The organism is Streptomyces sp. NPDC055287 (assembly GCF_053646035.1).
Genome location: NZ_JBSHNE010000007.1, coordinates 57,968 through 69,362, shown reverse-complemented (window position 1 = coordinate 69,362; position 11,395 = coordinate 57,968). Strand labels below are relative to the sequence as shown.

The following is an 11,395-nucleotide window of genomic DNA, read 5'->3' as shown; positions in this document are numbered from 1 at the left end:
CGTCGCACGGATCTACGCTCTCGGCGATCTCCGCTCAGCGCTTAACTCCTGCTTCTAACCCTGCTTGGAACGCGCGTAGTTGGTGAGGAACAGCGCCTCGGCGACGGACAGCCGCTCCAGCTCGTCGGGCGAGACGCTCTCGTTCACCGCGTGGATCTGCGCCTCCGGCTCGCTCAGCCCGATGAGCAGGATCTCGGCCTTCGGGTAGAGCGCGGCGAGCGTGTTGCACAGCGGGATCGAGCCGCCCATGCCGGCCGTCTGCATCTCCTCGCCCGGGTACGCCACGCGCATCGCCTCCGCCATCGAGGTGTACGCCGGACTGCTCACGTCCGCCTTGAACGGCTGGCCCTGACCCACCCGTTCCACCGAGACCCGCGCGCCCCACGGCGTGTGGGCCAGGAGGTGGGCGATCAGCAGCTCGGTGGCCTCGGCGGCGTCCTGACCCGGCGGCACCCGCAGGCTGACCTGCGCCCGCGCGCTCGCCTGGAGCGACGGCGTCGCGCCGACGACCGGCGGGCAGTCGATGCCGATGACGGTGACGGCGGGGCGGGCCCAGATGCGGTCGGCGACCGTGCCGTGCCCGATCAGGCCGACCCCGTCGAGAACCCGGGCGTCCTTGCGGAACTCCGCCTCGGGGTACTCGAGGCCGTCCCACGAGGAGTCGGAGGTCAGCCCGTCCACGGTCGTCGAACCGTCCTCGGCGCGCAGCGAGGCCAGCAGCTGGACGAGCGCGGCCAGCGCGTCCGGGGCGGCGCCGCCGAACTGGCCCGAGTGCAGGTTGCCTTCGAGGGTGTCGACGCGCACCCGCAGCATGGTCATGCCGCGCAGTGTGGCGGTGACGGTCGGCACACCGACGCGGAAGTTGCCGGTGTCGCCGATGACGACCGTGTCGGCGGCGAGCAGCTCGGGGTGCGCCTCGGCGTACTGCTCGAGACCGCCCGTACCCTGCTCCTCCGAGCCCTCCGCGATGACCTTCACCGAAACCGGCACGCCGCCGTTCGCCTTGAGGGCGCGCAGCGCGAGCAGGTGCATGATGAAGCCGCCCTTGCAGTCGGCGGCGCCGCGCCCGTACCAGCGGCCGTCGCGCTCGGTCAGCTCGAAGGGCGGCGAGACCCACGCGGACTCGTCCAGCGGCGGCTGCACGTCGTAGTGCGCGTACAGCAGAACGGTCGGAGCGCCCACCGGGCCGGGCAGGAAGCCGTACACGGACTGGGTGCCGTCGGGGGTGTCGAGCAGGGCGACGTCCTCGAAGCCCTCGGCGCGCAGGGTGTCGGCGCACCAGACGGCGGCCGCCTCGCACTCGCTCTTCGGGAACTGAGCGGGGTCCGCCACCGACCGGAAGGCCACCAGCTCGGCCAGCTCCGTCTTCGCGCGGGGCATCAGCGAGGCGATGGTCTCGGCTATCGGATTGGCGGTCATGGGCACGCTCCTTGTGAGTGCGACGTTGTTGTACGTGTACGTGTATGTGTTCGTACGGGGTGGCCGACAAGCACCGCCCGATCCTCCCACAGCGAGATCGGCGGCTCCTGCGCCGTAGGATGCGTCAGCAGTACGGATCACCGGGCGGATCAGGAGCAGAAGCACATCGTGAGCAGCGAGAACGCAGACGCCGGACGTGAGCACGACGAGCCGGTGTGGGACGTGGTCGTGGTCGGTGCCGGGCCCGCCGGGTCGTCGGCGGCCTATGCGGCCGCGGTCACGGGACGGCGCGTACTCCTTCTGGAGAAGGCGGAGCTCCCCCGCTACAAGACCTGCGGCGGCGGCATCATCGGGCCGTCGCGCGACGCACTGCCACCCGGTTTCGACCTGCCGTTCAGGGACCGTGTGCATGCCGTGACGTTCTCGCTGGGCGGGAAGCTGACGCGGACACGCCGTTCGAAGCAGATGCTCTTCGGCCTCATCAACCGGCCGGAGTTCGACGCCGCACTGGTCGAGGAGGCGGAGAAGGCGGGCGCGGTGGTCCGCACCGGCGTGACGGTGGCGCGCGTCGAGCAGCACGGCGCGGCCGTGCCGGACCGGCGCACGGTGGCCGTCGTCCTGGCGGGCGGCGACACGGTGCTGGCGCGCGCGGTGGTGGGCGCGGACGGCAGCGCGAGCCGGATAGGCGCACACGTCGGGGTGAAGCTCGACCAGGTGGATCTCGGCCTGGAGGCCGAGATCCCGGTGCCGCAGACGGTCGCCGAGGACTGGGCGGGACGCGTGCTCATCGACTGGGGTCCGATCCCGGGCAGTTACGGCTGGGTGTTCCCCAAGGGGGAGACGCTGACCGTCGGAGTGATCTCGGCGCGCGGCGACGGGGCAGCCACCAAGCGGTACCTGGAGGACTTCATCGCCCGGCTCGGGCTGGCCGGATTCGAACCGGCTGTCTCCTCGGGGCATCTGACGCGCTGCCGCAGCGACGACTCGCCGCTGTCGCGGGGCCGGGTGCTGGTGTGCGGGGACGCGGCCGGGCTGCTGGAGCCGTGGACCCGCGAGGGGATCTCCTTCGCGCTGCGCTCCGGGCGGCTGGCGGGGGAGTGGGCGGTGCGGATCGCGGAGGCGCAGGACGCCGTCGACGCCCGTCGGCAGGCACTGAACTACGCGTTCGCGATCAAGGCGGGGCTGGGTGTGGAGATGGGCGTCGGACGGCGGATGCTCGCGCTGTTCGAGCGGCGGCCGGGGCTGTTGCATGCGGCCATAACCGGATTCCGGCCGGCCTGGAAGATGTTCGCCGGGATCACGCGCGGTTCGACGACCCTGGGCGAGATCGTGCGTACGCGCCCGGTCGTCCAGCGCGCGCTGAGCGCGCTGGACAGGCCGTAGGCATCGGGCCCGTACGCCGGCCCGGGGCTCAGGGGGCGACCGTGACGCGGAAGACGGGGTGGTCGGGGGCGATGCGGCGCAGCTCCTCGGCGGAGGAGTCCGGGCCCACGCCGCCGAAGAAGACGCCGACCTCCGCCTTCCAGCGCTCGAGGTAGGCGCGGAGCAGTTCCGGCTTCTCGTCGTCGGGGACCTCGGCGGCGGTGAATGCCTCGGTCTTCCTGCCGAGGTGGAGCTCGCCGCCGCCGGCCGCGCGCATGTTGTGCGTCCACTGGACATGCCCGCGGGGTGCGACGAGGTACATCGCGCCGTCCACGGTCAGCGGGTTGACCGGGGTACGGCGCCACTCGCCGCTCTTGCGGCCGCGCACCGCGAGGACTCGGGAGCCCCGGATGCTGAGCCCCCGGCGCGTGAGCCAGGCGACTGTGCGGTTGAGGACGTTCACCGTGAACCAGCCGGGCTTCTGGACGTGTGCCGACATCGCGTACCCCTTGTTTGTGAGCACTGCTCTCGCTTGAGAGCAGTGTGCACGCGATCGGCGATCCAAAGCAAGAGCAGTGCTCTCGTTATTGGGCGGTGCTCTCAGTCGTGGCAAAATGTTCTTCCATGAGCACCGTGCGAGGAGCCCGAGAGCGAGCCCGGACCGAGGTAACGGCGGCCATCAAAGAGGAGGCCCGCAGACAGCTCGCCGCCGAAGGCGCCGCGAAGCTCTCCCTGCGCGCCGTCGCCCGCGAAGTCGGCATGGTGTCCTCCGCGCTCTACCGGTACTTCCCCAGCCGCGACGACCTCCTGACGGCGCTGATCGTCGACGCGTACGACGCGGTGGGCGCCGCCGCCGAGACCGCCCTCGCCGGCCAGCCCGCCCGCGCCGCCCACACCGCCCGCTGGACCGCCGTCTGCAACGCCGTACGCACCTGGGCGCTCGAGCACCCCCACGAGTACGCCCTGATCTACGGCTCGCCCGTCCCCGGCTACACCGCCCCCACGGCCACGGTCGGCCCTGCCTCCCGCGTGGGCCGGACCCTCATCTCCGTCGTACGCGAAGCCCACCAGGACAACGGCATCGCGGTCCCGCCCCTCGCCGTGGCCCTGCGCCCCGAAGCCCGCCGGATCACCGGGGACGTGGCCCCCGACCTTCCCCCTCCGGTCGTCGCCGCTCTGGTCGCCGCCTGGTCACAGCTCTTCGGCCTGATCTCCTTCGAGCTCTTCGGCCAGTTCAACCGGATCGTCGAGGACCGCGACACCTTCTTCGAACACTCCGCCGTCGGCCTGGCCCACGCCGTGGGCCTGATCGGCGGCAGCGGTCAGGCCGCCAACACCGCCCCCGGCAGCAGAGCCGGGTCCTGACGCAGCACCCGCTGGTGCAGCGAGCGCAGCGCCGGGCCCGGATCGGCGCCCATCGCCCCGGCGATGCGGCGCCGCGTGTCCTCGTAGGCCAACAGCGCGTCCGACGAGCGCCCGCTGCGGTACAGCGTCGGCATCAGCGGCCAGGTGAGCCGCTCGCGCAGCGGGGGCGTCGCCCTCTCAAGGAACTCGGCGTCGGCACGGCGCCGGCGATCCTCGTCGACGCGACGCTCGTCCGGGTCGTGCTGCTGCCCGTCGCGATGCGCCTGGCCGGGCACCCCAACTGGTGGGCGTCCGGTCCGCTGCAGGCTGCACGTCCGCTTCGGCCTGTGCGAGGCTCCGGCGGCGGCCGCTCCCGACGATCAGGTACTACGCGGGGAGTACGTGTGATCACGCCGCCCGGCTGACGCCCCGCCCGCCGCGCCCGGTCTAGCGTGGCCGGTATGAAACCGCAGCATGAACGCTGGTGCGGCGCTCCTCCCTGGAAGCGGGGCGGACCGCCGCGACGGCGGCCCTGGCCGGCCTGGGGGACGACCGGCCGGCTGCCGTGGGTCTCGACGCTCGCCGTGACCGTGTTCGTGCAGCTGGGGTCCCGGTTCGCGGCCGGGGAGCAGCTCGACCGGGAACCGCTCGACCTCTTCGCCCGGCTCCTGCTGTTCGCGGGAGCGGCGCTGCTTCTGCTGCGTCACCGGTACCCCGTGGCCGTGGCGTTCGGTACGTCGGCGGCGGCGATGGTCTACCTGGGCGCGGGCTATCCGTACGGGCCGGTCTTCGTCCCCGCCGCCATGGGCTGCTTCGCCGCCGTCGTCGCGGGCCACCGGCGGGCCGCCTGGTGGGCCCTCGGGATGCTGTGGGCCGGCCATGTCCTCATCTCGCACTGGCTCTACCGATGGCTGCCGCCCGGCGGGGACGAGCCCGCCCCCTGGGGGCAGGAACTCGTCGTCGCCGCCTGGGTGGTGGCCATCCTCGCCGCGTCGGAGCTCGTGCGCCTACGCCGGGAGCAGCGGGCGCGAGAGCGCGTCGAGCGCCAGGTGGCCGAGAAGCGGCGAACCGACGAGGAACGGCTGCGCATCGCCCGCGAACTGCACGACGTACTCGCTCACAGCATCTCGGTCATCAACGTCCAGGCGGGCATGGGGCTGGCCCTGCTCGACTCCGATCCCGAACAGGCCCGCAGCGCCCTGACCACCATCAAGGCCGCGAGCAAGGAGGCGCTCGGCGAAGTACGGCAGGTCCTCGACACACTCCGCACGCCGGGCGACGCACCGCGTTCCCCGGCGCCCGGACTGGACCGGCTTCCGGAGCTGGTGGAACAGGCCTCGGGGGCCGGCCTCACGGTGGAGGTCACGACGGAAGGAGTACGGTCCGCCCTGCCGCCCGGCGCGGACCTCGCCGCCTTCCGTATCGTCCAGGAGGCCCTGACCAACGTGGTCCGGCACTCCGGCTCGCGCACCGCCCGCGTCCGGCTCGCCTACGCGCCGGGCAGCCTCGGCCTGCGGATCGATGACGACGGCCCGGCCAACGGCGGCGACCCGGGCGGCAGCGGCAACGGTCTGGTGGGAATGCGCGAGCGCGCCGCCGCCCTCGGCGGCACGATCGAGGCCGGGCCGCGCCCGGACGGGGGCTTCCGCGTGGAGGCCACGCTTCCGTTCCCCGCCGCGCGGACCTCGCAGGCCTCGCAGAGATCGCAGAAGACGCCGAAGGAGAACTCGTGATCCGCGTACTGCTCGCCGACGACCAGTCGCTGGTACGGGCGGGCTTCCGGGCCCTGCTGGACGCTCAGCCCGGCATCGAGGTCGCGGGGGAGGCCGCCGACGGTGAGGAAGCGGTGCGCCTGGTGCGCGAACTGCGCCCCGACGTCGTGCTGATGGACATCCGCATGCCACTGCTCGACGGTCTGGCCGCCACGCGCCGGATCACCGGCGACGCCGGTCTGGACGGCGTAAAGGTGATCATGCTGACCACCTTCGAGCTCGACGAGTACGTCTTCGAGGCGATCCGTAACGGGGCCTCGGGTTTCCTCGTCAAGGACACCGAGCCGCAGGAGCTGCTGAGGGCCGTACGGGCCGTGGTGGACGGGGACGCGCTGCTGTCGCCCGGTGTGACGCGCAGGCTGATCGCGGAGTTCGCGGCCCGCTCCAAGGAACCGGCGGAGGACGGGGCGCTGGCGGAACTCACCGAGCGGGAGCGGGAGGTGATGGCCCTGGTGGGCATCGGCCTGTCCAACGAGGAGATCGCCCGCCGTCTCGTCGTCAGCCCGCTCACCGCGAAGACGCATGTCAGCCGCACCATGGTGAAGCTGGGGGCCCGCGACCGCGCCCAGCTGGTCGTACTGGCCTACGAGTCGGGGCTGGTGCGCCCGGGCTGGCTCGGCTGAGTCCCGGGTGCGCCGCGGTAGCCCCACAACACGTGCACGACCCGCACGAGGAAGGTGGCCACGGCCAGCACGCAACCGGTCACCAGCATGATGCCGCGCGGACGCGGCGAGACGCCGATGACGTACCAGGGGACGGTGACGGCGGCGAAGGTGACACCTGCGAGAACGGCCGCGCTCAGTACGGCGAAACCGATCTCGATCGTCATCGCGTCGCGCTGGGCCTGCGTCCTTGTTCCCATGTCCGGAAGTCTCACAGCGTGTGCGGCCGGCGGGCAAGAGGCGCCGCCGGCCGCACACGTCCCCCTCGCCGGTCAGTCCAGGGCGCCGACCCGCTCCGGCGCGGCATCGGGCGTCTGCGGTACGGACTTGGCGAGCACGATGGTCTGCTGCGCACGCGGCCGGCGCAGCCCGGTGAGCGTGATGAGCAGCCCCACGGCCGCGACCGCCGTCACCACGACGAGGCCGGGACGGAAGCTGTCCAGCACCGCCTGGGGCGAGCCGCCCTCGCCGCCGCCCGCCGTGATCACGGCGGTCACCACGGCCAGGAAGATCGCTCCGCCCACCTGGACCGAGGTGTTGAGCAGGCCGGACACCATGCCCTGCTCGTTGTCGGCCACGCCGGTGGTGGCCTGGATGTTGAGCGACGGGAAGACCAGTGCGCAGGCCGCGCCGATCAGCAGCATCGACGGGAGGATCACGGCGGCGTACTGCGGAACGAGGCTGACGCGCAGGAAGAGCGCGTAACCGGCCACGAGGAACGTGAGGCCGGCCGCGATGACACGCGGCGTACCGAACCGGTCCACCACATCACCGATCTTGGTGGAGGAGAGCGCGACCAGGACACCGGCCGGCAGGAAGGCCAGCGCGGTCTGGAGCGCGGACCAGCCGAGCAGCGACTGCATGTACTGGACCACCAGGAACTGGAACCCGACGTAACTGCCGAAGAAGGTGGCCGCGCCCAGCTGCGCCCGGATCTGGCTGCCGGAGCGCAGTACGCCGAGCCGGATCAGCGGGCTGGCGGTGCGCCGCTCGATCATCACGAAGACGGTGAGCAGCACGGCCGCCGCGAGGAACGAGAGCAGGGTGCGGGCTGAGCCCCAGCCGGCTTCGGGCGCTTCGACGACGGTGAAGACGAGCAGCAGCATGGAGGCCGTGCCGGTGACGGCGCCCGGCAGGTCGTAGCCGCCGCTGGAGCCGTCGCGGTCGCTGTGCGGGATCATCCTGATGCCCGCGAGCAGGGCGAGCAGGGCGATCGGCGCGGGCAGCAGCATCGTCCAGCGCCAGCTCAGCTCGGTGAGCAGGCCGGACAGGACCAGGCCCATGGAGAAGCCGGTGGCGGCGCAGGTGGTGTAGATGGAGAGCGCGCGGTTGCGCTGCGGGCCTTCCTTGAACGTCGTGGTGATGATGGAGAGGCCGGCAGGGGCGGTGAACGCGGCGCTGAGGCCCTTGATGAAGCGGCTGGCGATCAGGAGCGGGCCCGAGTCGACGAGCCCGCCGAGCAGTGAGGCGAGCGCGAAGACGCCCAGCGCGACGAGGAAGACGCGGCGCCGGCCGAGCAGGTCGGCCGCGCGGCCGCCGAGCAGCAGCAGGCCGCCGTATCCGAGGATGTAGCCGCTGACGATCCACTGCAGGGTCGAAGTGGACAGGTCGAGATCGGTGGCGATGGACGGCAGGGCGACGCCGACCATCGAGACGTCGAGGGCGTCGAGGAACATCGCGGCGCAGAGGACGAGCAGGGTGCCCCACAGGCGCGGGCTCCAACGCTCCTGTGCAGGACGGACGTTGAGCGGAGAGGTCATGGGCAGCACAGTACATGCGCATGCATTGAATGCAAGTGCATTTAATTCCGATGCAACAATGAGGTGGACTCTGCTAACGTGCGCCCATGGCAGCTGAGAAGTCCGAGCGGGTGCTCGGGGAGGCGTGGCGCGACATCCTCGCGCTGCATGCGAGCACGCTCTGCGAGCTGGACCGCGCGCTGCACCCGCACCATCTGGGCGCCAGCGACTTCGAGGTACTGGACGTGCTGGCCGAAGGCACGGCCGAGGACGGCACCTGTGCGTACCGCGTCCAGGAACTGGCGGACCAGGTCCACCTGAGTCAGAGCGCTCTGTCCCGGCTGATCGGCCGGCTGGAGAAGGACGGGCTGGTCCACCGAGGGATGTGCAGCGAGGACCGCAGGGGAGTGAAGGTCGCGCTCACCGACGCGGGCCGGGCGCGTCACGCCGAGGTCAAGCCGCTGCAGCGCGCGGTGCTGTCACGGATGCTGGCGGACCGGACCAAGTAGCGGCGGCCGACCCGGCCGGCTGGCCGCGGCCGGGTGCGTAACGAGCGGGTGCGCGACGACCGAGTGCGTCGCGCTCAGGTGCGGCAGGCTCAGGTGGCAAACGGCCAGGTGTGTCGCGCTCAGGTGCCGCAGGCTCAGATGATGTGGGACTTCTCCTGCCACAGATGCGCGAGCGCGCGGTCGCCGGACACGGTGATCCCGGACATCGGCAGTCTGTTCCACAGGGTCGGGTAGAGCAGCTCGGCGGGACCGCTCACCTCGCAGTCCGCGGGGCCGTCGGTGCTCCGGTCGGTGCGCGGCGGCCCGTCGGAGAGCCGTATCGTCCATACATCGTCCGAGTCCGTCGCCCGTACGCGCAGCAGTCGCGGCTCGGTGGTGCGCACCCGGCTGCGGTCGCGGGCGTGGAACGAGCGCAGCAGCTCGTCTACGCCGTCCGCCGCGAACTCCCTGGGCAGCGAGGCGAATCCGGAGCCGAGCGCCGCCTCGGCGTCCATGCGGTGTATCGCCGTCTCGTGCGCCTGCCGCCGCGCCCAGAAGGCGAGCGGCGACGGCGCGGGCATGAATATCCAGCACTCCAGGTCCTCGGGCGCGGCCTTCAGCGCGGCCACCAGGAGGGTGTGCCCCTCGTGGAACCAGTCGAGCAGCGCGTCACCGTCCAGGTCGGGTTCGCTCTCCTCGGGGTGGAACGTCGTGTGGCCTTCCGCGACGAACGCCGTTGCCCAGCGGTGGACCACACCCGTGTGCCGCAAGAGGTCGCGGATCTGCCAGCCGGGGCAGGTGGGCACGTCGGTGCCGGGACCCGCCTTCCCGGCGGCGGTGGCCAGCAAGCGGCCCTCCTGGTCGAGCAAATCAATGAATCTGGCTGTCTCCATGCGGGAGATTGTGCCAGCCGCCCCCGCAGATGATCACGTGCTGTGCGGGCGGGCGGCGCGGCCGGGCGAGACGTCGCCGAGAAGCCGGGCGAACCAGGCGATCGCGAACGACTGGATGAGCACGGAGAGCGGCAGAGCCGTGTACAGGAACCAGTCGGATTCGGCCACGGCCACCCCGAGCAGGTCCCCGCCGGCGAAGAAACCGACGATCGTCGGCGCGCTCACGAGGAGCAGCGCCAGCCCGGCGAACGAGGCGTCCTCGTGATTCACGAAGAGGGTGTCGACCGTGACGAACACCGCCGCCGCGGCGACGAGTCCGAGGTAGGCCAGCGAGGCGGGGTTGCGGAACGTCAGGCGCGCGATGCTGCTCAGTCGTCGAGAGGCCGTGGTGGTTCCCCGTCCTGTGTTGGTGCCTCCAGGGTGTGCCCGCGGAGCCGGACGCGCCTGAGTGCGCCTACTCGGGCGGGCCCGTGCGACGACGCGTTGCGCGCCGCGTACCCCAGTAGCGCGGCGGCCGCGGCCAGCATCGCCACCGTCGTCAGTGCCACGGGCAGCGAGAACCAGTCGGCGAGGAAGCCGATGACGGGTGGCCCGATGAGCATGCCGCCGTAACCGAGCGTGGACGCCGCTGCCACACCGCTCGGGCCTGCGAGCGCGCCGGCCCGGGCTACCGCGACGGGGAAGATGTTCGCGAGGCCGAGCCCCGTCACGGCGAAGCCGAGAAGCACGGCCCAGGTGGCGGGTGCGAGCGCGCCGAGCAGCATGCCGACCGCGGCGAGCGACCCGCCGGTTACGAGGGTGCGGGTCTGGCCGAGCCGTTCGAGCAGCCTGGTCCCGCTGAGCCGCCCCACCGCCATGGCGAGAGCGAAGAGGGAGTACCCGGTGGCGGCGATGCCCGGGTGGGCGTGGAGGTCCTCCTGGAGGTGGAGGGTGCCCCATTCGGCGAGTGCCCCTTCGCCGTACGCCGTGCACAGCGCGATCACGCCGAAGAGGGCGACGGCTTTGCGGGTCGTTCCCGGGAGCGGCCGCGGGCCGTTCCCGGGCGCCTCGACGGGCCGTTCCGCGGAACGCTCGGGGGAGCGTTCCCCTGCGGGCGCAAGGCAGCGCAGCAGTGCGGGTCCCGCCACGGCGGTGACGACGAGCCCGATGCCCGTCAGGGCCAGCAGATGGGCGGCCGCGGAAAGGTGCCCCGCGACCAGGCCGCCGAGGCCGGCCCCCGCCATGCCGCCCAGGCTGAAGGCGGCGTGGAAGCTCGGCATCACCGGGCGTCGCACGGCCCCCACCAGATCGACCGCGGCGCTGTTCATCGCGACGTTGATGCCGCCGTACGCAGCGCCGAAGGCCAGCAGTACGAGGCCGAGCGCGAGCGTCGAGTGCGTCTGTGCGGGCAGCGCGATGCTCAACGACAGGAGTACACCGCATGCCACCGTCACGGGGTGGCTCCCGAAGCGCCGGCACAGCCGCCCGGTGAGCATCATCGTGATCACCGCGCCCCCGGACACGCCGAGCAGGGCGAGACCGAGGTCGCCGGCGGAGGCCCCCGTCTGTTCCTTGATGGCGGGGATTCGGACCACCCAGCCGGCGAAGAGGAAGCCGTCGAGGGCGAAGAACACGGTCAGCGCGGTGCGGAGGCGGGACAGGGAGGCTGTGGCGGGCTTTCCGCCCTGCCTTCCCGGAACGGCCGTCGTAGTTTGTTTAGGTGCGGCACAAACTCAG

At 72.0% G+C, this 11,395-nt stretch carries 13 protein-coding genes; 5 read left to right on the top strand and 8 right to left on the bottom strand.

What is annotated here, in order from left to right; translation table 11 throughout:
• Positions 1-54: 54 nt before the first annotated feature.
• Positions 55-1,419, bottom strand: a complete 1,365-nt coding sequence (locus tag ACWIHY_RS13710) for a M20/M25/M40 family metallo-hydrolase (protein ID WP_454375834.1) — start codon at positions 1,417-1,419, stop codon at positions 55-57.
• Positions 1,420-1,587: 168 nt separating this feature from the next.
• Here ACWIHY_RS13710 and ACWIHY_RS13705 point away from each other — a divergent pair, with 168 nt between their 5' ends.
• A complete protein-coding gene (locus ACWIHY_RS13705; protein WP_454375833.1) occupies positions 1,588-2,802 on the top strand; it encodes a geranylgeranyl reductase family protein in 1,215 nt (404 codons plus the stop codon).
• Positions 2,803-2,830: 28 nt separating this feature from the next.
• Here ACWIHY_RS13705 and ACWIHY_RS13700 read toward each other — a convergent pair whose 3' ends face one another.
• Entirely contained in the window at positions 2,831-3,280 is a 450-nt protein-coding gene (locus ACWIHY_RS13700; protein WP_454375832.1) for a nitroreductase family deazaflavin-dependent oxidoreductase, read from the bottom strand.
• A gap of 125 nt (positions 3,281-3,405) precedes the next feature.
• On the opposite strand from ACWIHY_RS13700, the gene ACWIHY_RS13695 reads away from it, so the two are divergent.
• Positions 3,406-4,146 carry a TetR/AcrR family transcriptional regulator gene (locus tag ACWIHY_RS13695; protein ID WP_454375831.1) on the top strand — a complete coding sequence of 247 codons (741 nt, stop codon included), beginning with the start codon at positions 3,406-3,408 and terminating at the stop codon, positions 4,144-4,146.
• Here ACWIHY_RS13695 and ACWIHY_RS13690 read toward each other — a convergent pair.
• Positions 4,104-4,421, bottom strand: a complete 318-nt coding sequence (locus ACWIHY_RS13690) for an AfsR/SARP family transcriptional regulator (protein ID WP_454375830.1) — start codon at positions 4,419-4,421, stop codon at positions 4,104-4,106. The two genes, ACWIHY_RS13695 and ACWIHY_RS13690, sit on opposite strands and share 43 nt — an antisense overlap.
• A gap of 165 nt (positions 4,422-4,586) precedes the next feature.
• On the opposite strand from ACWIHY_RS13690, the gene ACWIHY_RS13685 reads away from it, so the two are divergent.
• Together ACWIHY_RS13685 and ACWIHY_RS13680 are read left to right on the top strand one after the other, a co-directional pair.
• Positions 4,587-5,858, top strand: coding sequence for a sensor histidine kinase (locus ACWIHY_RS13685; RefSeq protein WP_454375829.1), 1,272 nt, complete (start codon positions 4,587-4,589; stop codon positions 5,856-5,858).
• Positions 5,855-6,520: a response regulator gene (locus ACWIHY_RS13680; protein WP_454375828.1), complete on the top strand. Its 666-nt coding sequence runs from the start codon at positions 5,855-5,857 to the stop codon at positions 6,518-6,520. The genes ACWIHY_RS13685 and ACWIHY_RS13680 overlap by 4 nt, the downstream gene beginning before the upstream one ends.
• Here ACWIHY_RS13680 and ACWIHY_RS13675 read toward each other — a convergent pair.
• Both ACWIHY_RS13675 and ACWIHY_RS13670 read right to left on the bottom strand, forming a co-directional pair.
• Complete coding sequence (locus ACWIHY_RS13675) at positions 6,481-6,759, bottom strand: DUF6332 family protein (protein WP_454375827.1); 279 nt, start codon at positions 6,757-6,759, stop codon at positions 6,481-6,483. The genes ACWIHY_RS13680 and ACWIHY_RS13675 overlap by 40 nt on opposite strands.
• Positions 6,760-6,831: 72 nt before the next feature.
• Entirely contained in the window at positions 6,832-8,319 is a 1,488-nt protein-coding gene (locus ACWIHY_RS13670; RefSeq protein ID WP_454375826.1) for an MFS transporter, read from the bottom strand.
• Between the two features lie 86 nt (positions 8,320-8,405).
• Here ACWIHY_RS13670 and ACWIHY_RS13665 point away from each other — a divergent pair, with 86 nt between their 5' ends.
• Positions 8,406-8,807, top strand: coding sequence for a MarR family winged helix-turn-helix transcriptional regulator (locus tag ACWIHY_RS13665; protein ID WP_454375825.1), 402 nt, complete (start codon positions 8,406-8,408; stop codon positions 8,805-8,807).
• A gap of 134 nt (positions 8,808-8,941) precedes the next feature.
• On the opposite strand, the gene ACWIHY_RS13660 is transcribed toward ACWIHY_RS13665, so the two are convergent.
• The 3 genes from ACWIHY_RS13660 to ACWIHY_RS13650 are packed head-to-tail and all read right to left on the bottom strand — an operon-like array spanning position 8,942 to position 11,298.
• Entirely contained in the window at positions 8,942-9,679 is a 738-nt protein-coding gene (locus ACWIHY_RS13660) for a maleylpyruvate isomerase family mycothiol-dependent enzyme (protein WP_454375824.1), read from the bottom strand.
• A 33-nt stretch (positions 9,680-9,712) separates the two neighbouring features.
• Positions 9,713-10,033: an SCO4225 family membrane protein gene (locus tag ACWIHY_RS13655; RefSeq protein WP_454376044.1), complete on the bottom strand. Its 321-nt coding sequence runs from the start codon at positions 10,031-10,033 to the stop codon at positions 9,713-9,715.
• A gap of 14 nt (positions 10,034-10,047) precedes the next feature.
• Entirely contained in the window at positions 10,048-11,298 is a 1,251-nt protein-coding gene (locus ACWIHY_RS13650; protein WP_454376043.1) for an MFS transporter, read from the bottom strand.
• Between the last annotated feature and the right edge of the window lie 97 nt (positions 11,299-11,395).